Source organism: Pirellulales bacterium (assembly GCA_019636335.1).
In the GTDB taxonomy this organism is placed as follows: domain Bacteria; phylum Planctomycetota; class Planctomycetia; order Pirellulales; family JAEUIK01; genus JAHBXR01.
In genome coordinates, this window is the sequence record JAHBXR010000020.1 from 112,100 (window position 1) to 135,552 (window position 23,453).

Sequence of the window (23,453 nt, forward strand, 5' to 3'; positions counted from 1 at the left end):
CCCGGCGGATGTCGATTCGTGGCGGCGGCGCTCGACTACTGGTTGAAAGACAAATTCGACATCCAGAAGCTCCAAGAAGCGTACGACGGCAAGTGATCGTGCAGGGCCGGACGACATTCGACGAGAGAAACCTCGCAGAGGAGATCGCGATGAAATACATGCTGTTGATCTACAGCCCGGAGCAAGCCTGGACCTCCGACGAATGGAACCAATGCGTGGGGACCTCGCTGGAGATTTGCCAGGAGTTGGCCGCAAAGGGGCAACTCATCGGGGCCTCGCCGCTCCATCCGGTGGCGACGGGGGCCACGGTGCGCGTCCGCGAGCAGAAGCCACTCGTCACCGCCGGGCCCTTTGCCGAGACCGTCGAACAACTCGGGGGCTATTACCTCTTGGATGTCGAGAACCTGGACGAGGCCATCGCCATCGCCAGTCGGCTTCCTCCAGCCAAGAAGGGGACCGTCGAGATCCGGCCCATCATGCCACTCGAGGGATTGCCCAGCGAAAAGCTGAAAGCCGAGCCTTCGGGCGCCGCATCGCAACTCAAGAAGTTCATGTTCCTGTGCTACGACGACGAAGAGTATTGGAACAACGCAGGCCCCGAGGCCCTGCGTGCGGCGATGGACGAGGCCGCCGCGCTGGCGCATCGTATCGACGCGAAAGGCCAGTATCTGAGCGCCTCGCCATTGCATCCGACTTCGACCGCCACTAGCGTGCGCGTGCGCGATGGCGTGAAGTCGGTGACCGACGGTCCCTTTGCCGAGACGCGCGAAGTCTTGGGGGGCTTCTATCTGATTCTGGCCAGGGACCAGGACGAGGCGCTCGACTATGCAGCCCAGCACTCGGGGGCAAGAGTGGGTGCGGTCGAGGTGCGCCAAGTGTACGACCTGCCCGCGCCGGTGCTGACGACAGAAAAATAACTCGCGCTGGTCGATTCGCCTGCGTCGCGCACGACTAATGAACGAAGGGACTTCGAGATCCCAGCCTTGCGAATCCGCCGCCACGGAAAACGACACGCACCAGGAGCAATCATGACGACCGCCATTACCCCCTATCTGTTCTTTTCCGGCCGCTGCGAAGAGGCGCTGGAGTTTTATCGCCAGGCGCTCGACGCCGAGATCGAAATGGTCATGCGGTTCAACGAGAGCCCCGACGCTCCCCCTCCCGGCATGTTGCAGGCAGGCTTCGAGACGAAAGTGATGCATGCCTCGTTCGTCGTGGGAAACTGCCGAGTCATGGCCTCCGACGGCTGCGACGACCAATCGAAGTTCGACGGATTCCGCCTGGCGCTGACCATGGCGGATGAGGCTGCCGCTCACAAAACGTTCAACGCCCTGGCCGACGGCGGCAACGCCGATATGCCGCTCGGCAAGACCTTCTGGTCTCCCTGCTATGGCATGGTCACCGATCGATTCAATGTCGGTTGGATGGTGATGGTGCCGGGCGAAGCGCCACAATCGTAGACAAAAAATCACAGGCAATCCATTTCAGTTCAGGTCAGCACAACACCATGTCCTCGAAAACACCACGCATCATCGGCTGGGTTCTGAGTGTGCTCATCTCGCTGTTCCTGATCGGCGCGAGCGGGGTTCCCAAATTCATCGAGTGGGAAGGCAAAGCCGAGATGTTCGACAAGATGGGAGTCACCAACGACCTGATCATGAAGATCGGCGTCTTGGAGATCGCCCTGGCCCTCTTGTTCCTGGTGCCGCGAGCAGGTTTCGTCGCCGCGATTCTGTTGACGGGCTACCTCGGCGGCGCGGTGATGACACACGTGCGAATCAGCGATCTGTTTTACTTTCCGATCCTCCTGGGCATCGTTATGTGGATCGCCCTGGGCCTGCGGCAACCCGGGATATTCACCTTGGCGCTAGGCAAGCAAGTGGCGCCTCGCGACTAGAACTCACAAGCATCCACAGCACCGGGAGATTCCCCCCATGAAAGTCATGGTCATGGTCAAGGCAACCCAGGATTCGGAAGCGGGCGTGATGCCCAGCGAAGAGCTGCTCAACGAGATGGGCCGCTACAACGAAGAGCTGGTCAAGGCGGGCATCATGCTCGCCGGCGAAGGACTGCACCCCAGCTCGGCCGGCAAACGAGTGCTCTTCTCGGGCAAGAACCGCACGGTCATCGACGGGCCTTTTGCCGAGACGAAAGAGCTGGTCGCCGGCTACTGGATGTGGCAGGTCAAGTCGATGGAAGAGGCCATCGAATGGGTAAAGCGCTGCCCCAACCCGATGCTCACCGATTCGGAGATCGAAATCCGGCCGGTTTACACCCTCGAGGATTTTGGTGAGCATGCCACGCCCGAGATACGCGAGCGCGAGGAACGCCTAGCCGCGGAGATTGAACGCTACAAGCTCGACCCGCCGCGCTTCGAGCGGGGGCGCGAGCGTCTGGTCGCCGGACTGAACGAGACGTACACCTTCGAGACGCGCGTCAACATTCCCACGCAGTGGGAGCGACTCGCGCGGCAACTCGGCAATTCGCCGAGCCAGGTGGGGCAGGCGTCGTACGGCGTCTGCTGGAACTACAAGCCGGGCGTCGGCTTCGACTATCTGGCCGGCATCGAAGTGACCGACACGGGAACGCTGCCGCGGAACTTCACGCAGGTGCAACTGCCCGCCGCGCGTTACGCGGTGTTCACGCATCGCGGACACGTCTCGAAGATCTCCGAGACGCTCGAGGCGATCTGGTCGAAGTGGCTGCCGAACTCGGGGCACACGCCGGCCGAATCCCCCAGCTTCGAGCGCTACAGCGAAGACTTCAACCCACAGACTGGCATGGGGGGCATCGAGATCTGGGTAGCGCTGGCTTCGTAGCGCTTCGTTCGTTTTTCAATCGAGATGGGAAAAGTCTCTGCATCGTGCCGTCGTGCAGCGACAAAAGGACATGCGGGGCAGGGCACTTGCCGGTTGTCTTGTAAAATCGCGCCAATCCTCGGGTTGCTGCGCAACACCGACCATTTTGCGACTCGACGTCGTGTGTAGTCGCCAAGCCCCTTCCGCAAAATGATCGGTGCTACCCGACCTTGGTCGCGCACGCTGAGTTCCAGCATGCGTGCTATCACGCCCTGCTAGCGAAAAGCGCCCTTTGAGCAGTGGCGCAGGCCAATTACACTGCCGCCGCTTCGGTTTCTGCCCAAGCGCCGCCGCGCTTGCGCCTGCGCTCACTGCGAGCGTGCCAGGGAGGAAGGGATTCTGCCATGTCCGGGTTGCCGATTTCGCCACTGCACCGCGCCTTGTCCGTCGCCATCATCGTGCGCGACGATGCCGAGGGCCTGAAAGCCACGCTCGAAAGCGTGCGCGCGATCGCCGACGAGATTGTCGTGGTCGACACGGGTTCGACCGATAAGACGCTCGACGTTGTCGCCCGCTATGGCGCGCGGCAGATCGTGCGTCCCTGGAGCGACGATTTTTCCGCGCCGCGCAACGCCGCCTACGACGCCTGCCGAGGGACCTGGGTGCTGTGGCTCGACGCGGGCGAGACTCTCGACGCCGCATCGGCCCCCGACCTGCGCCGCGCCCTCGACACGATCGTCGATCTGACCAAGGCCTACGTCTTGATGGTCTCGGTCCCGGCGGCCCCCGCATCGCAATACGCCGAGCAAGTCGGCCGCATTCGACTCGTGCCGAAGATGCGCGGGCTAACCTTCACCGGGCGCGTGCGGGAATCGATGCGTCGCTCGATCATCGATCAAGGGCTGGCCATCGAAATCGCCCCGTGGCGGATTCATCGTCCCGCGCGAGATCATCAGGCCGAGCTCAAGAAGCTGAAAGCGCAGCGCGACGTCCGCCTCGTGGAGCTCGAGATCCGCGAGCAAGGAGAACAGCCGCGCCTGCTGCTGGCCCTGGGGGACGCGCTGGTGAACCTGGGACAGACGAAGCAGGCCGCCGGCTGCTATCGCGCGGCGGTCGAACGCTCGGAACGCGGCTCCACCGAGATGCTCGAAGGCTACTACGGCCTGCTGGCCGAGTCGTGTGCCGCGCACCAGACGCTCGACGCGCGCATCGCGACGTGCCTGACCGCGCTCGAAGTCTTTCCCTTCGACGCACAGTTGCTGTGCGTGATGGGGGGCTTCCTGCAGGCCCAGGGACACCAGGATCTCGCCGCGCGGTCCTACCGCACGGCGGTCGACTACGGACAGATCAATCCCGAGACGTGGCACGTGGCCGAAGTAGCCCAGGTGGCCACGATCTGCCTTTCGCTGCTGCTGCAGATGAAAGGAGACGTGGCCGCCGCACGCAACGTGCTCGAAGGACATCTCCAGCGGCACGGCCGCGTCCAACGCATTCAGATGCGGCTCATCGACATCCTGGTGCGCCTGGGGGATGGCCAGCGTGCCTTGGCCGTCGTCGACGAGTTGCCCGCCGACATGCCCCAACGCGAGGCGTTTCGCAGCGCCGTGCGGGGCGCGATCGAGGCACATCGCCAGAACTGGATTTCCGCCGCCGCCTATCTCGAAACGGCCTACCAGGGTGGCTGTCGAGGCCCCATGTGCCTGCGCTGGTTGAGCGTCTCGCGCCTGGCGAATGGCGATCTGCACGCAGCCCAACCGATCCTCGAAGAATGGCTGGCGCTCGAACCGCAAAACCCGGAGATCCCGCAATACCTGGCCGCCTTGGAGCCGATCCTGCGCCATGGCGCCGTCGGTTCGGATACCGCCACGGCGACCAGGACCGCGGTCGCGCCGGCTGCCGATGGCGCTGCCTGGCAGGTGGGCGAGTTCCAAGTCAACGCGGGGCTGCCGGCGTCCGCCGGGGCGATCCCATCTCAGGCCGCGGCGGCGACACCGCCAGCCTCGGCCGCCGCGACGCTGCAAGCGCGTTGCGAAGAGTTGCTCCTGGCTGATCGCACGGATGAGGCCGTCGAGCTCACCGCCCGTTCGGCGAGCAAGGTCGAGTTGTCGCGGGGCTTTGCCGAATTCATGGCGGCGGTCGTGCTGTCGAGTCGTGGGTTCTGGCAGCCGGCCCTCGATCAACTCGCTGCCGCGCGGCGCAGCGGCTACGCGCATCCGCTGGTGGCCTATCAAGCGGCCTATTGCCTCTCGACCCTGGGACGTCATGCAGAAGCCGAGTCCATGCTGCGCCATGAAATGGCGCGCAGTGGCGATTCGCGCGACACGCAAGAAAGGCTAGCGCGTTTAAAACCGGCGGCCCCGGCCCCAGTCGCCACCCCCACTGCCGCCAAGCCCGCGGCCAAACAACCGCCCCGGCCGCACATGATCTCACCGGCCAAGATCGAACCCTTCCGTCTGCCGACGCGACCGCAATAGCACCACATGGCAATCGCCCAGCACAACCGCGCAGACCGTCCTGCATAGCGGTAACATCACGGCTGCTTCCCCACCAAGCCACGCGCCCGCAGCCCGTGCCACTGAAGATTTTTTTATTGCATTTGCGTTTTCATTCGCTAGTATCGCGCATTGACGCGGTTTCATTCTGAATGGGCTGGCCACCGCGCGAGATCAACTCGCGGGTTTCTATGGTCAGGGGACGAAATCGCTTCTGGGCAGCAATGATTCTCTGGGCAATGCTTCGACAAGCTTCTCTTTCTGCGTAGTGTTTTGCGTGCATCAGTGTTCTCGCGCGCAATTGCGCCGGCGGTGCGTACTTGCAGCGCGGTGTGGCCGATTGTGTGTCCCTTAAGCAGGAGGACTCCACATGTTTCGTCATCATCGCTCACCCATCTCGAATCGCAAGACACGTGTACTCTTTCTGTCCCGATCTATGTTGCGGCTCGAGCCGCTCGAATCGCGCTGGCTGCTAACCGCATCCGCTTTCTTCAGCGCCGGGCAGTTGACGGTCGTCGGTGATGGCGCCGCGAACGAAATCGCGATTACCTATGACACCGTCAGCTCGATCAATTATCTGATTGTGACGGACGGAAACATCGAAATCTTCGATGGACGTCCTATGGGCGACAATGTCCGTGCCGATGACGTAACCAGCATCCTGGCGCTGGGTGAGGGTGGAGACGATACCATTGACTGCCAAGACGTAACGGCGGCCAACGACTTCACCGAGATTGAAACCGTCTACCTCAGGGGTGGCGATGGCAATGACTCGCTCATCGGAAGTGCGTACGATGACTTTATGGCGGGTGACGTGGGCGACGACACGCTCGCAGGTGGGGCAGGAAACGACCTCTATGCGTTTATACGCACCGCCAGCGAAGATCTTGGTGTCGATACCCTTGTCGAAGGGACAGGAGCGTTCAATGACGACGCAGACATGTTGTATTTCCCGGCTTTCAACACAGGCATCTCGTTGGATTTGAGCGATACGTCGCAAACGGTCGCTTCCGGAGCCTTGGACTTGAACTTAAACGCCGACGACGCGTTCGAGTTCGTGATTGGAACTGCCTATTCAGATTCGATTACCGGGAATGCTCGAACCAATCTACTCGAGGGTGGAGCAGGTGACGATACGTTGGCAGGGGGCGCGGGGAGCGACTGGTACAATTTCACCGGTTCTGGACTCGGCAGTGATACGATCATCGAAGCCGGAAGTGTTGCGGGTGAGTACGACATTCTTGGCTTCGACGGATTTACTGGTGGAGGGCTGACCATCGACCTGAGCTGCACTTCGACGCAAACGGTGAGCCTAGGCAATCTCAGCCTTACGCTATCCAGCGGGACGGGCATCGAAGGGGTATTTGCCTCCGACGACAATCAGAACGATATGATTACGGGGAATTCGCAAGCCAACCTCTTATGGGGTGGTGGTGGCAACGACACGATCTTCGGCGGGGACGGACGAGACATTATCGCTGGCGGCGACGGCGCCGATTTGCTCGACGGCGGTGCTGACGACGACATCGTCATCTCCGGGGAAATCGATCTTCCGTCTAACTTCGCGTTCATCATGATGGCTATTGACGTGATCCTGACGGAATGGCAATCCGAGAACGATTTCGAAGAACGCGTCGACAACATCAAAGGTATCGGTCCGAACCCGATCGACGAAGACTTCCGCTTGATACCGGAAGACACCGTCAATGATACGGACAACGACGCCGACACGCTGGTCGGCGGCGCCGGCGACGACTGGGGCATGTACGACTTCGGTGAAGATTCGGCGAGTGGATTCGAGGAGACGGACAACATTGGATTCTAAGTCGCGAAATCGAGGCAGCATGGGCGCGCGTCCTTGCCGTGCTTTCTTCGGCAAGCGACGCGCCGCCGTGCTTCGTCATCTCTCCCTTCGCGCTTGCTGATCGGTTCCCGAGCGTCACCGGCCGACGGTGCGCCAGGAGGACTGCAAAGTCATGTGAGTCCGAGGGTGGGTTTCCAGGCGATCTGATCGGCGAGAGCGCGGAGGGGAGCTTGGGAAAAAACGGCAGCCAGTGGCGCCAATTCTGAATCAGACATGCCAGGGGCTCTATCCAAAAAGAAAGTTCTTCCATGAGCCAGCCCTGGTCCGATGCAACGGCCGCAAGAACAGCGACCATCCATCACTACGAACGCTAGCGCCCCCAAGGTTCGCAAAATCCGAGAATGCAGTCCTCCTGGACTTCCGATAGCAACGGTTGCCTCACGCTGTTATTCTGGAATTCGTCCGCCGGCAGGCTGGAAAGCCTCGGCCAACTTGCATTTCAGAGCGTCTTGGCTCCAAGCATCGCTCAACCCACGGCATGAAACTTGACAGCCAGTCATCTTCTCGAGCACCGGACGAGTCTCTCACTCCACCGTCGCGCAAGAATGCAACCAAGAGGCTCTCGTTCCGACTAGCCGCTCTCTTGTTGGGCCTGCTCGTGCCGTTGGTCCTCGGTGAATTGGTGGTGCGAGTTGTTCGCGGAAGGGTGTTCTCGTTGGCCAGTCCGCGCCGTGAACTGATCACGTTGTTGAACTCGAGCCAGGCGCATCAGTACCATCCGCGGCTCGGCTGGCTGCCGACACCGAACACAAAGGTGGATCACCGCTGGAACGTGCCGGCACAGGTCACTATCGACGCGTTTGGTCTGCGCAGCAATGGCGGATTCAAAGACTTTAGCGAGACGCGGCCGATCGTCGCAGTCGGCGATTCCTTTACATTTTGCGAATTCGTTTCCGACGACGAAACCTGGCCTGCGTACCTCGAACGTGCCTTGCGGCGGCCGGTCGTCAACGCTGGGGTTGACGGTTATGGCTTCGATCAGACCGTGCTGCGAGCGGAGGAGTTGGTGCTGGCACCAACAACCAACCCAGAGTGTCTTGTGGTTTCGTTGATTCCAGACAATGTACGTCGCTGCAAGATGGCGTATCGCTTCGCCTGGAAGCCCTATTTCTATTTGGAGTCGAGCGGACTGCAGTTGCGAAACGTTCCGGTCCCGCGTTCCCACCTGGACGATGGCATGGGCGCACTTTGGGAAACCATTGGCTATAGCCATCTGCTGGATGCTGTTTTCTTGCGGGCTGCCCCAGGGGTCTATCTTTCCGAAGCAGGCTGGGCGGTTGAATGTCCGGAGAACGACGGCATCCCTCCAAGTCATATTGCGGCCCTATTGGTGGATCGGCTTAGCGAGCTGCAAGACAAGACGCATGTGCCGATACTGCTGGTCCTCCAGCCTGAGTTTGCCTACCGCTCGGGAAACGAACAACTCGTGGAGCCGCTTATCGATCGTGCGCCGCAGCGGGGCATTCGGGTGCTCAACTTGATCACGGCCGTCCACGCGATGTCGCCGGACGAATCCGCACCGCTGTTTTTTCCCGACTGGTTTGGCCACATGACGCCGGCAGGAAACCGCTGGGTGGCGGAGCAGATTGCCGAGGCCCTGAAGCGGGAGTTTGGAATTCGGCCGTGAAGGAGGCCGCTAGGAACGGGGATCGTCATCTTGTGAGAGCAACTCGCGGCGGGCAACACGCGGTGCATGTCTCGGTCGACTCGAACCAATAGAAGCGACCGGAGCGGAGTAACGGCACCGGAGCGATGCTTGGCCGCGCGAATTCTTTTGGAGTCGCGCGGCGGACGAAGATATACTGCGCTTACGTCGGCGCCCGGTTCGCACCTGGGGTCGCCGCGTTCGCCGCGTCGCTCTACCCTTCTCCGGAACAGCAGGGGCTCGTCGCCATGTCGGCATCAGTACAGCCGGACTCGCCTGCGGGCGAGATCCCGCTCGAGACGCTCGAATTCATCCGTAAGGTGCGCGAGCGCATCGCCACGGTCGTCGTCGGTCAGGACACCGTCGTCGAGCGGATGCTGATCGCGCTGTTCACCGGCGGCCACCTGCTGCTGCAGGGGGTACCGGGCGTGGCCAAGACTTTGCTCGTCTCGGTTCTCTCGCGCTCGATCGATCTCCAATTCAGCCGCATTCAATTCACGGTCGACCTGTTGCCTTCGGACATCGTCGGCTCCGAGATCCTCGATCAGCGGACCAATGAGTTCCGCACCCACAAGGGTCCGATCTTCACGAACCTGCTGCTGGCGGACGAAATCAACCGCGCCGCCCCGAAGGTGCAAAGCGCCCTGCTCGAAGCCATGCAGGAACGCAAGGTGACGATCGGCAACGAAACCTATCCGCTGCCCGCTCCGTTCCTGCTGATTGCCACGCAGAACCCGGTCGAGCAGGCCGGCACGTTCGAGCTGCCCGAAGCGCAACTCGACCGCTTCTTGCTCTGCCATCGACTCGGCTACCCCACGCCGGCCGAGGAGAAAGAAGTCCTCAAACGCAACGCCTTGCTGGGCATTCGCCGCGAGCAGGCCGGCGCCATTGCACGCACCGAGTTCGACGTGCTCGAGCATCAGCCGGTGGCGACCAGCGAGGATCTCGTCCGCGCCATGGAAGTGGCGCATCAGATTCACGTCAGCGAGACCTTCACCGATCACGTGGTCGAGCTGGTGCATCGCACGCGCAAGCACCCGCAGATCGAGTTGGGATGCAGCCCGCGCGCCGGCATTGCGCTGGTCAAGACGTCGCGTGCTCGGGCCTTGATTCATGGCCGGCACTACGTCGTGCCCGAGGATCTGTATGCCTTGGCCGAAGACGTGCTGCTGCACCGCATGCGTTTGAACTACGAAGCGCTCGCCGACGGCTACACGACGACCGACGTGCTGCAATCGATCCTGGGCGACCTCGGCGGGGCTCCGCAGAAGAATGGCCACGCCGCTTCGCTCGCGCGCTAGGGTGGAGAGAGATGATGGAAGGGGTCATCCGCGACCATCGCTTGCTCGACTATCGGCAGTTTCACGTGGCCGTGAAACGCCTGGCTGATAGCCTCAACTACGGCACCGATCGCTCTCCCTTCCTGGGCAGCGGCGTCGAGTTCGTGCAGTCGCGCCCCTATCAGCCGGGCGATTCGATTCGCGCCATCGACTGGCGCGTCACCGCGCGGATGGGCAAGCTCTTCGTCAAGGAGTACGAAACCCCCAAGCGGATGCCGGTCTACCTGCTCGTCGACACGTCGGCCTCGATGACCGTGCGCTCGGGCAAGCGCAGCAAGTACGAAACGGCCGTGTTCGTGGCCGGGGGCGTGGCCCTGGCGTGCCTCGAGCGAGTCAGTCCCGTCGGGCTCCTGGCCGTCGGCAGCCGGCAACTGCACATCCAGCCCACTATGTCGCGCGATATCGCGCTGCAATGGCTGCACCGGCTGCGGACCTACCGCTACGACGAATCGACCTGCCTGGCCCACCGTCTGCGCGAGTTGGGCCCCAGCTTGAAGCAGCGCTCGCTGATCGTCGTCTTGAGCGACTTGCACGACCCGGCCGCGCTCCCCGTCTTAAAACGTATAGGCCAGCAACACGACTGCGCCGTGCTCCACTTCCGCGACCCGGCCGAAGAGGGCCTGCGCGGCGCCGGGTTCTTCCGCGCTCGCGAGGCGGAAACCGGCGAACCGTTCGTAACCCACGGTCGCGCGTCGTGGCTCGATCCGAAGCAAGCGGAGCGCGAACTGAAGCGGGCCGCGATCGACTGCCTCGGCATCGATACGGAGCAACCCTTCGCGCATCGGCTGCGATACTTCTTCCGCGCGCGAGGCCTGCTCGGCCGGGGAGCCCGCTGACCCATGAAGCAAGTCTGCTCGAATCTCGACCTTCGTCGCCTGACGCGCTGCGTGGCGCTCGTCGTCTGGGCCGGCGCGTCGGCCTGGTCGGCCACGGCCGCCGAGGCGCCCGTGCCCCCGCCGTCGAAGGTGGGACTGACGGCGCGCCTGTCCGACGTGATTCTCGCCGGAACGGAGCTCGAAGCCCGACCGTGGGACGATCGCACGCTGCCGCTCGTGCTGCGCATCGAGGCGACCTATCCGCATGGCGATCGCTGGCGCTACGACTTCGCCTATTTTGGTCTCGAACCGGGCAAATATTCGCTGCGAGATTATCTGCGCCGCAAAGACGGCTCCTCGACCGACGACCTGCCACCGCTCGAAGTCGAGATCTCGGGCGCGCTCCCCACGGGCCACGTCGCGCCGCACGAACTGGCCGCCACCGAGATTCCCCAGGTCGGCGGTTATCGTCAGCTCATGATCGCCGCGACGATCGTCTGGCTCGTGGGTCTCGCCCTGATTCTTTTCGCGCGGCGTCGTCACCAGCAGGCGCAGGCCGCCGCGGTCGAACGGCCGCGCACCCTGGCCGAGCGTCTGCGGCCGATGGTCGAAGAAGCCCTGCAGGGCAAGTTGGCGCCGGAAAGCCGCGCCGAACTGGAACGCCTGCTCTTGACCTACTGGCGGCGTCGCCTGCAACTCGAGAACCTCAAGGCGGCCGATGCCATGGCACGGCTGCGCGAGCACGAAGAGGCGGGCGCCATGTTGCGGCAGCTCGAACTGTGGCTCCATCATCCGACGGCGCGCGAGTCGGTCGACCTCGCCGCGCTGCTGCGTCCCTACCAAGATTTGCCGGCCGACCAGGACGCCCTCCAGCCAGCCGCGGAGATGGCGCGATGAGCTTTACCCATCCCGCGATGCTCCTGCTGCTGGTCTTTCCGATCGCGCTCCTCGTGCGCGTCTGGCGTCACGAGGGGCACCGGGTCGTGCTCCCCTGGGATCACGCTCCGCGCCGCCGCTCGCACTGGATGCGTTTTCCCATCGCTTTGGCCGAGTGTCTTCCGGCGCTCCTGCTGGGCGTGGTCATCGTCTTGCTGGCGGGTCCGCAAAAACTGGGCCAACCGCAAACGCGCCGCGCGCTGACGAACATCGAGTTCTGCGTCGACGTCTCGGGGAGCATGACCGCCCCCTTCGGCGAAGGAACGCGCTACGACGCCTCGATGGCGGCGATCAACGAGTTTCTCGACTATCGCCACGGGGACGCGTTCGGGCTGACCTTCTTCGGCAACAACGTGCTGCACTGGGTGCCGCTGACGAGCGATCCCTCGGCTATCCGCTGCAGCCCCCCCTTCATGCGGCCCGAGGTGGCGCCCCCCTGGTTCGGCGGCACCATGATCGGCAAGGCACTGCTGGCCTGCCGCCAAGTGCTGACCAGTCGCGAAGAGGGCGATCGCATGATTATCCTCGTCTCCGACGGCGACAGCTTCGATCTCGGCGGCGGCAACGACGAGGAGCTCGCCGCCCTGTTTGCCGCCGACAATATCGCGATCTACGCCGTCCACATTGGGGGAGGAGATGCCCCCGCGCCGATCGTGAATCTCACGGGACTGACGGGGGGCGAGATCTTTCAGCCCGGCGATCGCGCGGGGCTCGAGGCGGTCTTTCGGCGCATCGACGCCATGCAGCAGACGCGGCTCGAAAAGGTCGAGGCCGAGGCCATGGATGATTTCGCCCCCTATGCCCTGATCGGCCTCTCGCTCGTCGGCGCCGGTACCTTGAGCCTGTTCGGATTGAGGTACACGCCATGGTAGCCGAAGCCGCTGCCTTGATCGTGGCCATCTTCGCGCTGGGCGCCGAGCTTCTCCACGCGCGTCGCGTGCGTCGCCTGGCGCAGCTCAGCTTCGGGCCGGGAGAACGCCCCCGTGCCTGGGCCAGATTTGCCCCGCTGGCGCGCGTACTCTCCCTCTCCGCGCTCGCCTGGGGGCTGAGCACCCTCTATCTGCTTCAGCCCAAGGTCCACGCGGCAGAGAAGATCGCCGACAACGAGAAGCGGCATCTCATGCTGGTGCTCGATGTCTCGCCCAGCATGCGTCTGCAGGATGCCGGCCCCACGCACAAGCAAAGCCGCACGCAACGCGCGGCCGACCTGATCGAATCGCTCTTCCAGCGCAGCATCAGCGGCCAGTTTCTCATCAGCGTGGTGGCCGTGTACAACGGCGCCAAACCGGTCGTCGTCGACACGAGCGACATGGCGGTCGTCGAGAACATCCTGCGCGACCTGCCCATGCACTACGCGTTCGAGGTCGGGCAGACGCGCATCTTCGACGGACTGGAGGAAGCCGCCAAGATCGCTCGTCCCTGGCAGCCGAAGAGCACCACGCTCGTGCTGTTGAGCGACGGCGATACGGTGCCGGCCACCGGCATGCCGGCACTGCCAGTCTCGGTATCGCACGTGCTGGTGGTCGGCGTGGGCGATCCGCTTGTCGGCACCTTCATCGACGGACACCAGTCGCGGCAAGACACCTCGACGCTGCGTCAGGTCGCCGCTCGGTTGGGTGGCGTGTATCACAACGGCAACGAACAGCACATCGCCACCGATACCCTGCGCACCATGACGCAGAACGTCGACGCCAGCCGCTTCGAGCAGCTTACGCGCCGGGAATACGCCCTGCTGGCATGTGCCATCGGGGCCCTCGTCTATGCGCTGTTGCCCGTGTTGTTACAGGCCTGGGGGACGACCTGGAAACCGGGGGTGCCGTGCGGCACGGATGTTACACGTGTCGCGCCGATCGACACGGCCCGGCGCCAGCAGCAGGAATTTGCCTCGTCGCCGAGCGGGGCGTTATCATAGAGTCTTGTGCCGGCCTGCCGCACGCACCTGGATCGATTCATTCGAGATTCACACTTATCGCGGGGAGGAAGAGCGATGAGGACTGCATTCTTGCTCGTTTGGCTGGCCGTGCCGGCCGCCGTCGGCGCGTATCACTACGGCCCCGGTCAAGCGCGTCTGGCGCTCGACGAGGCCGATCGCCTGTTGGCCGCGGCCGAAGAAGACGTCGCGGCGTGGGATTGGTCGGCCGCGGTCAAGAAGTACGATGCGGCGCTCGCCCTGCTTCCGCCCGAACGTGCCGACGTCGCGCGGCGCGTCCGTCTGGCGCGCGCCAAGGCGCAGATGAGCGGCAAGGATCTTCCCGGCGGCTACGATGAGTTGACCACGCTGCTGGCCGATCTATCGGCCGAACCGCAGGCCGATCCCCGACTGCTCAAGCAAACGCGCGAGTCGCTGGCGAGTGCCCAATACTACCTGACCTGGCTCATGCGACTCGAAGGAAAGCCGCGCGACGAGTGGGAGCCGCAGATCGAAGCGGCGCGCCAAAACTATCGCCTGCTGGCCGAAGGAGCCGGCGAGTCGGGGCAGGACGCCGACCTCGAGCGCCACAGCCAGGATCTCGAAGCCGCCATTCGCCTGGCACGGATGGATCTCGCCGATTTGCAGGCGCTCCCTCTCCCCAGCCAGTGCCAGGGATGCTGCAGCAACAACTGCAAGAAGAAGGGCCAATGCAAGAAGCCGGGGAAGAATCCGAATCACGGCGAGAATGACGCCCGTGGTGCGGGCAGCGGCCCACCTCCCGACAATCAAGGTTCGTGATCGCCACCTGGAATCGGCCGTCGCGATCTGGCTCGACTTTGTGAAGAGGCCCTCGATGAGCTACCGCGTCGCGCTCACCGCGCTTGTCGTGTTCGTCTGCGCGCCCTCGGTCCAGGCCCAGACGGTCGTCGCCCCGGCCGCGCGGGTCCTGTCGAATGCCAGACTTTCCGTCGGCTCGGCCGTGCCCGTGCAAGCCCTTGGGGATTCTAGTGCGCTTGATGAAGACGAGGATGGCGACGGTCCCGAGGAGGGGAAGCTCGACGCCTCGACGCCCGAGGGGCAAGCTCAACAGCAGCGTCTGCAGCAGATCCAGCAATTGCAGTTCGACCGTCGGCCCTCGACGATTCTGAAAGTCTGGAACGAGGCGCAGGCCGAAGAGGCCGCCGCGGCTGCCAAGGCCGCCGAAGCTGAGAATGATGCGGAACAGCCAGCCGAGGACAAGCCTGCTAAGGACCAACCTGCCGCCGCGCCTGCTGCCGAGGCAAAACCAGCCCCATCCAAGCCGGAAGAGCCCAAGCCGGCCGAGAGTAAACCCGCCGACGGCAAACCGGCTGAAGGAGCCAAGGGGGCCGAAGACGAAGCGAAGAAAAAGGGCCCCTCCCCCGAGGAGCTCGCCCAGGCGGCGAAGCAGTTCACGGAGCAACTCACCAGGCTGCAGCGCGACGTGACGCTCGGCCGCTGGAGCGACGTGAAATCGTTGCTCGCGTCGCTGCCCAAGTTCGAGGCCAAGGCGATCTACCGGCAAATGCTCGCCGCGCTCCTCGCCGGCCCGCAAGGCGCGCAGCGTCCCATCGATATCAATGCCCTGCAGCAATTGGCCTTCGGCAGTACCGACCCCGTGGCGCTGCGTCAGGCGCTCGCCGCCGCCGGGCAAGGTCCCGGCGCCGCCATGATGGAGAAGAATCTCTTCGGCGTGAGCGACGTCGTCGGCCTCGCGCTCGCCTCCCCCACGCCGCTGAACCAGGAGAGCTTCGCGCGGCTGGGGACGCTGTCGCAGCAGCTCGTTGCCGGCGGCCACGACGTCGATGCGCTGGTCGCCGCCTTCGCAGCAAAACCGGAGGGGAGCGATACCCCCGTGTTGGATCGCCGACAACTCGCCCAACTGTTGATGTCGGCCGGCGAGGAGGTACGCGCCGGAGAATTCTTGCCAACACTCGACGAGGCACGTGGCGCGGGGGACCGCGAGGCGTTGAATCTCCTGGCGCGGCATTACCTGGCCTTGCACGCGAAGAACAAGAAGACCCCCGACCTGGAGCAAGCCTGGGCCGCCCTGCAAGAAGTGCTGGCCGCCGAGAAGGAAGAAGGACGCGAGCAAAAGACGCAGAAGGAAGAAGCGCTGCGCCGCGCCGTCGAATTGGCGCCGCGTCTGCGCGAAGAGCTCGGCCAGCGCTGGCTCGATGAAAGCTTCTCGAAGCGGCTCGATCGAGGGCGCGAGATCCTGGGAACCATCGGCACGCATATCTCGCACGGGCTGCAGACCTACCCCAACGATTCCAAGCATCGACACAAGACGCTCGAACTGCAAAAGACCGCCGTCGAGGCCCTCTTGCGCGCCGCTCCCGAGACCGCCCAAGAGTGGCGCGAGACGCTGAACCTGCTGGCCACGAATTGGCTCCGCGAGGCGCAAGTCACCTACAAGATGGACGATCGCAATCGTCTGGGGCCGCAGTGGCGCCGCGATCGGTACGGCAACTTCTTCTATATCGAGGACGAAGCCGGACAGAATCTCTATCCGCAGATGAATGGCATGCTCGCCGCCATTTCGACGGGCGAGCTCCTCGATGTGCGACCGAGCGACGAATGGCTGGCCCTGGTCGACGAAAGCCTACAGGCCCGTTTTGCCGCGGTCTTTTCGCAACTTTACCTCAAGGGGAACGAAGAGGAGCAGGCCTTCCCCTACATCGAGCGTCTGGCTCAGACCGACCCCGAGATGGGACGCGAGCTGGCTCACGAGTTTCTCCGCGTCTGGGCGCGCAATCATGACCCCAACGCCGATCGTGGCTCGAACACCCCTTACATGTACATCTGGGGATACGAGCAACGTGCCGAAAGCATCCCCCTGACGCGTTCGAAGCAGGAGCGCAATCTGAAGGAACTGGCCGAGTGGACCGAGCGGCTGCGTGCGCTGCCGATCGAGGATCTCGACGAGAAGCTGATCGTGCAGGCGTTCACGGCCTCGCACAGCCAGGCGGAAGTCTATCGCCTGGAGACCCTCGAGCAGGTCTTCGGCACGATCGACGTGCTTGCGCCGAAGACGCTCGCCGGCCTGATCCAGGATATGCGCCGCAACTTGGCCACCGTCTGGCGCACGCCCGCCGTGCAGGAAAAGAACAAGACCAAGCGCAAGCAAAAGGACATTCAAGCCGAGGTCGAGCACGGCTACCAGGTGGCCGAAGCGGTGGTGGCCCGCGCCCGCGAGAAGCACCCCGACGACTGGACCCTACAGTTGGCCGAGGCGGCCGTGCGTTTCGATCTCAACGACTATCGCCAGGAGATTTCGCCGAATTCCGAGTTCTCGGCCAACCGCGACGCGGCGATGCAGCTCTTTGCCCAGGCGGCCGAGATGTACGCCGCCGCCCTGCCCTCGATCCCCGAGGACCAGCAATCGGCCGAGGTCTACGAGATGTGGTACTACGCCAGTCTCGGTTCGGTCGATCTCGGACGCGTGACCGCTTCGAAGGTCCCCGACCTGCGCCAGCCCGCCTCGATTCGCCAGGCCATCGAATCGTTGCCCGGCGATGCCGCCGAACGCCACATGGCCGAATTCGCCAACCATCTCTTTACCCGGTTGAGCCAGTCGAAGGCCGAGCTCAAGTTTCGTTACCTGCGCACCGGCTTCGAGATCGTGGGGGATCACAAGCTGGCGCGCGAGGCCCGCAAAGTACTCGACTACTACGACGACCTCGTGGCCGAGATCAAGCTCGAAACCGAGGTCGACGGCAGTGCCGACGTGGGGCACGGCAAGGCCTTTGGTGTCTATGTGAACCTGGTTCACACGAAAGAGATCGAGCGCGAGTCGGGAGGCTTCGGCCGCTATCTGCAGAATCAGAACGCGAGCAACTACTACTCTTACAATTACGGCCGCCCGACCGAGGATTATCGCGACCGCTTCAGCGAGGCCACGCATCAAGCGCTCGACGAGCACTTCGAGATCGTTTCGATCACGTTCCAGGATCCCAACGTTACCTCGAAAGCGCTCCCCGAATACGGTTGGCGCGTGACTCCCTATGCTTACCTGCTGCTCAAGGCCCGCGGGCCCGAGGTCGACAAGCTCCCTCCGCTCCGTTTGAACCTCGATTTCCTCGATACGTCGGGCTATGCGATCATCCCGGTCGAGTCCCCTGCCCTGCCGGTCGACGCCCACTCCGATACGCCGCCGGCGCGCCCCAGGTCGAACGTCTCGATCGTGCAGACGCTCGACGAACGTCAGGCCGTCGATGGCAAGCTCGTGCTCGAGGTGAAGGCCACCGCGCATGGCCTCGTGCCCGAGTTGTCGGAATTGATCGAGCTCGCCCCGGCCGGCTTCGACGTCATCGACACGGTCGACGAGGGGGTCTCCGTGGCCGAGTTCGATAAGGAGTCGGACGCCACGACGATCACCTCCGAGCGCGTGTGGCTCGTTTCGATGCAGGCCAAGGAGGCGGAGTCGAAGCCCCAGACCTTCAGTTTCGCCACGTCGAAGCTCCCCGACGCGAAACTGACCTACCAGCGGTACGTCGACGCCGATCTGGCCGCCGTGGAACCGACCATCTCGCTCGAACAGAGCTACGGCCGCACAAGCTACGCCTATCTATGGATCCTGGGGAGTGCGGTCGCCGCCCTATGCATCGGGGGGGTAGCCGTCCGACGCCTGACCGCCAACCGGCAGACGCAGACCAAGGCCCCCCGATTTGCCATGCCCGAGCCGGTCAACGCTTTTACCGTGCTGGGTCTGCTCCGCGACATCGAATTGAACGATGGCCTGGGAGATGACGGCCGGCGAGACCTGGTCGCCTCGATCGAACGGATCGAACGGCACTACTTTGTCGAGTCGGAACGTGACGAGCCCCCCCTGCGCTCGATTGCCGAGCAGTGGCTCGAACGGACCAGCCGCTCCCGCGGGTAACCCGACTTCTCGCGACTTTCATCAACCATTTGCTTCATCCCGCTGCAGCGACTGGTATATTGATGCCGGAGGCATTTTCGGGAACTACGGGACGGCATTCTGCCGTCTCCGCGGGCAGCAGACACGCTCACTTCACAGGTCACGATGACGAAGCGCTGCGCGCCCCAATCCGGCGGGTCGATGGCTGACGTTGCGTCCAGCGCGCGTCTGCTGATCTGCGTTTGCGGCCTGCTGCTTGGTCCGGCAACGGCGCTGGCCGGCGAGCCGACACTTCCGCCCGCCGCGCGGCGGGCCGTCGACTACACGCGCGACGTGCAGCCGATCTTTGCCTCGGCCTGTTATTCCTGTCACGACGCCAACTCCCAGCAGAGCGATTACCGGCTCGACCAGAAGCGCAGCGCGCTCGACGGCGGCGCGATCGGTGGCGCCATCGTCCCCGGCAAGAGCGAAGCGAGCCTGCTCCTTCGTTACGTCGCCGGTCTTGAAGAGGGCCTGCTCATGCCCGCCAAGGGCAAGCCACTTTCCGCCGAGCAAATTGGCATCCTGCGCGCGTGGATCGATCAGGGAGCCGCCTGGCCCGACTCGGCCGACGAAGCCTCGACCACGTCGCAACACTGGGCCTATCAACCGCTCGTCCAGGCGCCGATCCCCACCGTGCGGCGCAAGGACTGGAGTCGCACGCCACTCGACGTGTTCATCCTGCAATCGCTCGAGGAGCACGGCTTCACTCCTTCGCCCGAAGCCGACAAGCGGACGCTCATCCGTCGCGTGACGTTCAATCTCACGGGCCTCCCCCCTACGCCCGCGGAAGTCGACGCGTTCCTCGCGGACGATTCGCCCGAGGCCTACGACCGCGTCGTCGATCGCCTGTTGGCCAGCCCGCGCTATGGCGAACGCTGGGCGCGTCACTGGATCGACGTGGTCCACTTCGCCGAGACGCACGGTCACGATCAGGATCGTCCGCGCCCCCATGCCTGGCCTTATCGCGACTATTTGATCCAGGCCTTCAACCACGACACGCCCTACGCCCGCTTCGTGCAGGAGCAACTCGCCGGCGATGTGCTCTTTCCGGAAGATGCATGCAGCGTCGTGGCGCTCGGTTTCATCGCGGCGGGCCCCTGGGACGAAAGCTCGCAGATGTGCATCGTCGACGACACCCAGGACAAACGCGAGGCACAGAACCTTGATCGCGATGACATGGTCACCACGACGATGTCGACCTTCTGCAGCTCGACCGTGCATTGTGCCCGCTGCCACAATCACAAGTTTGACCCCATCGCGCAGGCAGACTACTACAGCCTGCAGGCGGTCTTCGCCGGCGTCGATCGCGTCGATCGCCCCTACGACGTCGACCCCGCGGTGGCCAGCACGCGGCGCGCGATTCTCGACGAGCAACGAATGCTCGAGGCGGGGAAGGTCTCGCGCGAGCGGCTGCTGAGCCCCGACGTGCAAAACGACGTGGCCGCCTGGGAGTCGAATCGCGGCGCGCACGACGGCCCCTGGACCGTGCTCGAGCCCGTCTCCTTTCTGGCCGGCAAGTCGCAAGCGAAGAAGCTGCCCGATCATTCGCTGCTCTACCTGGGCAACGCCCCCGACACAGACACCTATACGATCGTCGCCCACACCGATCTGCGCCACATCACGGCCGTGCAGGTCGAAGTGCTGACGGACGACTCGCTGCCGCAAAAAGGCCCCGGCCGGCAGAAAAACGGCAACCTCCATCTTTCGGAGCTGCGCATCGAGGCCTGCGCGAAGAAGAACCCCTCCGAATCTTGCCAGCTAAAGCTACAGAACGCCAGCGCCGACTTCGATCAAGAGGGCTGGAGCGCGGCTCTGGCCGTCGATGGCGTGAAGGAAACCGCCTGGGGCATTCATCCGGCGGTGGGGCAATCGCATCGCGCGGCGTTCGAATTGTCCGAACCGCTCGACTACGACGGCACGACGATCCTCAGCTTCGTCCTCGATCAGCAGCATGGCTCCGAGCACCTGATCGGTCGCGTGCGACTGTCGGTGACGTCGACTCCCCTGCCGGTGCGTGTCTCTTCGCTGCCCGAATCGATCGCGGCCATCCTCGAGATACCCTCGCACCGGCGCACCGACGACGAACGTGCGGAACTGGCGCTGCACGTGCTCAAGTGGCGCATCGAAGAACGGCTGGCCGCGCTGCCGCCGATGCAGAAGGTGTACGCCGCGGCCAGTGAATTCGCGCCGCAAGGCAACGTCAAGCCGGCCAAGATCCCGCGGCCGATCCACGTCTTGCGTCGCGGCAATCTCGATCATCCGCTCGAGGCCGCCCTGCCCGGCGCCCTGAGTTGCCTCCCCGAGTTGCCGTCGCGCTTCGCGCTCGACGACTTGGACGACGAAGGGAGCCGCCGTGCGGCACTCGCCCGCTGGATCACCGATCGGGCAAACGTGCTCACGTGGCGCTCCGCCGTGAATCGCACGTGGCACTATCATTTCGGGCGCGGCCTGGTCGACACGCCCAACGACTTCGGTCACCTGGGCGCCACGCCCAGTCATCCCGAGCTGCTCGATTGGCTCGCCCTCTGGTTCCGCGACTCGGGGGGATCGCTCAAGCAACTGCACCGGCTCATCGTCACCAGCGCGACGTATCGGCAATCGTCGCAGTTCCGAGCGGAGATGGCCGCCGTGGACGCCGACAATCGCTTGCTCTGGCGGATGAATCGCCAGCGGCTCGACGCCGAATCGGTGCGCGACGCCACGCTGCAGATCACCGGCAAGCTCGACCTCGCCATGGGGGGCCCGTCCGTGCAACAGTTCGTGCAATCGCCCGGCATCCACGTCACGCCGATCGTCGACTACGACGCCTTCGACGTCGATAGCCCGGCGAGCTGCCGGCGGAGCATCTATCGCTTTTTGTTCCGCACGCTGCCCGATCCCTTCATGGAGTCGATGGATTGTCCCGATGCGTCGCAGCTCGCGCCGACGCGCTCGTCATCGGTCACCGCGCTCCAGGCGCTGGCCATGCTCAACAATCGCTTCATGGTGCGCCAGTGCGAACACTTCGCCGATCGCGTGGCGTCCTCGAGCAATGACATCTGCCAACAGGTGGCCGCGGCCTTCGAGCTGGCATTGGGGCGCCCTCCCACGAAGGAAGAGACCGACCTGCTCGCGCGGCATGCCACGCAGCATGGCCTGGCCAACGTCTGCCGGCTGCTGCTCAACAGCAACGAGTTCATGTTCGTCAACTGAGAACCGCGTCATGCGCCGCATCGAAGCCACTCCCCACCCCTCGCGACGCGACTTCCTCTGGAACGTCGGCGGTGGACTAGGTGGCATCGCGCTGGGACACATGCTCGCCGAGCAATCGCTGCTCGCCGATACGCCCCAGCCGCGTGCCGATCTCAACGGTGGGCTGCACCATCGCGCCAAGGTGAAGCGCATCGTGCAGTTGTTCATGAACGGCGGCGCCAGTCCCCCCGACACGTTCGATTACAAGCCCGAGCTCGTCAAGCTGCACGGCAAGAAGTTCGATCCGGGCGACCGCGTCGAGTCGGTCACCAACTCCCCCGGCTTCGTCGTGATGAAGAGCCCCTTCGCCTTCAAGCAGCATGGCGAGAGCGGGCGCTGGGTGAGCAGCGTCTTTCCGAACATGGCCACCTGCGTCGACGACATGGCCTTTCTCATGTCGATGGTCAGCAAGACTAACGTCCACGGGCCGGCCAGCTACTTGCAGAACACCGGCTTCGTGCTCCCCGGCTTTCCCTGCCTGGGATCGTGGGTCTCGTACGCATTGGGAAGCGAGACCGACAACCTGCCTGCCTTCGTCGTGCTCCCCGATCCGCGCGGCTATCCCTACAATAACCAGGGAAATTTCTCGTCGGCCTTTTTGCCGGTCGTCCATCAGGGCACGATCATCAAGGCTACGGCCCCCAACCCCATCGCCGATCTCTTTCCGCCCGCCACCGCCGGCTACATCACACCCGAGAGCGAGAGCGCCGGGCTCGACGTGCTCGAGCGGCTCAATCGGCGTCACCTGGCGGCGAACCCGGGCGACTCGCGTCTCGAGGCCCGCATCGCCTCGTACGAGCTGGCCGCCAAGATGCAGTTGAGTGCCCCCGAAGTGCTCGACATCTCCGAGGAATCTGCCGCCACGCAGCGTCTCTACGGCATCGGCGACAAGCGCACGAACACCTTCGGCACGAACTGCCTCATCGCCCGGCGGCTGCTCGAGCGGGGCGTTCGTTTCGTCCAGGTCTGGAGCGGCGCCGGCGGCCCGAAAGACAACTGGGACAACCACACCGACATCCAGGCCGAGTTGCCCCCCATCGCGGCGAGCGTCGACCGCCCGACGGCGGCCCTGCTCAAGGACCTCAAGGCGCTCGGCATGTTCGAGGACACGCTCCTCATCTGGACCACCGAGTTCGGCCGCATGCCCTTCAGCCAGGGGAGCGCCGGCCGCGACCACAACGGCGGCACCTTCGTCACCTGGCTCGCCGGGGCCGGCATCAAGCCGGGCGTCGCCTACGGCCAGAGCGACCCTTGGGCTTGGAAATCGCTCGAGCCCACCTATGGCTACGACCTGCACGCCACGATCCTGCACCTCCTGGGCATCGACCACACGCGACTCACCTTCCGCCACAACGGCAGCAACCGCCGCCTGACCGACGTCCACGGCCACGTGATCGAGCCGATCCTGGCGTGATGCCCGTTGCCCGCTTTTGAACAACTCCCCCGTCGTTGTGTCGTCATACTTCCTTTCTGTGTAACAGGGGTTATGGTTACCA

Annotated in this window: 16 protein-coding genes; all 16 read left to right on the forward strand. The window is 64.0% G+C overall.

Annotation, left to right across the window (positions count from 1 at the left end; genetic code table 11):
- The first annotated feature begins 149 nt into the window (after window positions 1–149).
- The 16 genes from KF708_18495 (at window position 150) to KF708_18570 (ending at window position 23,371) form a co-directional block, all read left to right on the forward strand.
- Window positions 150–917: a hypothetical protein gene (locus tag KF708_18495; GenBank protein ID MBX3414684.1), complete on the forward strand. Its 768-nt coding sequence runs from the start codon at window positions 150–152 to the stop codon at window positions 915–917.
- 108 nt (window positions 918–1,025) lie between these two features.
- Window positions 1,026–1,460 carry a VOC family protein gene (locus KF708_18500; GenBank protein ID MBX3414685.1) on the forward strand — a complete coding sequence of 145 codons (435 nt, stop codon included), beginning with the start codon at window positions 1,026–1,028 and terminating at the stop codon, window positions 1,458–1,460.
- A gap of 47 nt (window positions 1,461–1,507) precedes the next feature.
- Window positions 1,508–1,897 (forward strand): DoxX family protein, encoded by a 390-nt coding sequence (locus KF708_18505; GenBank protein ID MBX3414686.1) that lies wholly within the window; start codon window positions 1,508–1,510, stop codon window positions 1,895–1,897.
- Between the two features lie 37 nt (window positions 1,898–1,934).
- Window positions 1,935–2,819 carry a GyrI-like domain-containing protein gene (locus tag KF708_18510; GenBank protein ID MBX3414687.1) on the forward strand — a complete coding sequence of 295 codons (885 nt, stop codon included), beginning with the start codon at window positions 1,935–1,937 and terminating at the stop codon, window positions 2,817–2,819.
- Window positions 2,820–3,202: 383 nt separating this feature from the next.
- Window positions 3,203–5,272, forward strand: coding sequence for a glycosyltransferase (locus tag KF708_18515; GenBank protein ID MBX3414688.1), 2,070 nt, complete (start codon window positions 3,203–3,205; stop codon window positions 5,270–5,272).
- A gap of 388 nt (window positions 5,273–5,660) precedes the next feature.
- Complete coding sequence (locus KF708_18520; protein MBX3414689.1) at window positions 5,661–7,115, forward strand: hypothetical protein; 1,455 nt, start codon at window positions 5,661–5,663, stop codon at window positions 7,113–7,115.
- 622 nt (window positions 7,116–7,737) lie between these two features.
- Complete coding sequence (locus KF708_18525; GenBank protein ID MBX3414690.1) at window positions 7,738–8,781, forward strand: hypothetical protein; 1,044 nt, start codon at window positions 7,738–7,740, stop codon at window positions 8,779–8,781.
- A gap of 266 nt (window positions 8,782–9,047) precedes the next feature.
- Complete coding sequence (locus tag KF708_18530; protein MBX3414691.1) at window positions 9,048–10,100, forward strand: MoxR family ATPase; 1,053 nt, start codon at window positions 9,048–9,050, stop codon at window positions 10,098–10,100.
- Between the two features lie 11 nt (window positions 10,101–10,111).
- Window positions 10,112–10,975 carry a DUF58 domain-containing protein gene (locus KF708_18535; protein MBX3414692.1) on the forward strand — a complete coding sequence of 288 codons (864 nt, stop codon included), beginning with the start codon at window positions 10,112–10,114 and terminating at the stop codon, window positions 10,973–10,975.
- A 3-nt stretch (window positions 10,976–10,978) separates the two neighbouring features.
- Window positions 10,979–11,851, forward strand: a complete 873-nt coding sequence (locus tag KF708_18540; protein ID MBX3414693.1) for a hypothetical protein — start codon at window positions 10,979–10,981, stop codon at window positions 11,849–11,851.
- Window positions 11,848–12,762 carry a VWA domain-containing protein gene (locus KF708_18545; GenBank protein ID MBX3414694.1) on the forward strand — a complete coding sequence of 305 codons (915 nt, stop codon included), beginning with the start codon at window positions 11,848–11,850 and terminating at the stop codon, window positions 12,760–12,762. Before KF708_18540 ends, KF708_18545 begins: the two co-directional genes overlap by 4 nt.
- Window positions 12,756–13,802 (forward strand): VWA domain-containing protein, encoded by a 1,047-nt coding sequence (locus KF708_18550; protein MBX3414695.1) that lies wholly within the window; start codon window positions 12,756–12,758, stop codon window positions 13,800–13,802. Before KF708_18545 ends, KF708_18550 begins: the two co-directional genes overlap by 7 nt.
- Window positions 13,803–13,877: 75 nt before the next feature.
- Window positions 13,878–14,600, forward strand: coding sequence for a hypothetical protein (locus KF708_18555; protein MBX3414696.1), 723 nt, complete (start codon window positions 13,878–13,880; stop codon window positions 14,598–14,600).
- A 55-nt stretch (window positions 14,601–14,655) separates the two neighbouring features.
- Window positions 14,656–18,705, forward strand: coding sequence for a hypothetical protein (locus KF708_18560; GenBank protein MBX3414697.1), 4,050 nt, complete (start codon window positions 14,656–14,658; stop codon window positions 18,703–18,705).
- Window positions 18,706–18,885: 180 nt separating this feature from the next.
- Entirely contained in the window at window positions 18,886–21,918 is a 3,033-nt protein-coding gene (locus KF708_18565; protein ID MBX3414698.1) for a DUF1553 domain-containing protein, read from the forward strand.
- 10 nt (window positions 21,919–21,928) lie between these two features.
- Window positions 21,929–23,371, forward strand: a complete 1,443-nt coding sequence (locus KF708_18570) for a DUF1501 domain-containing protein (GenBank protein MBX3414699.1) — start codon at window positions 21,929–21,931, stop codon at window positions 23,369–23,371.
- The last annotated feature ends 82 nt before the right edge of the window (window positions 23,372–23,453 follow it).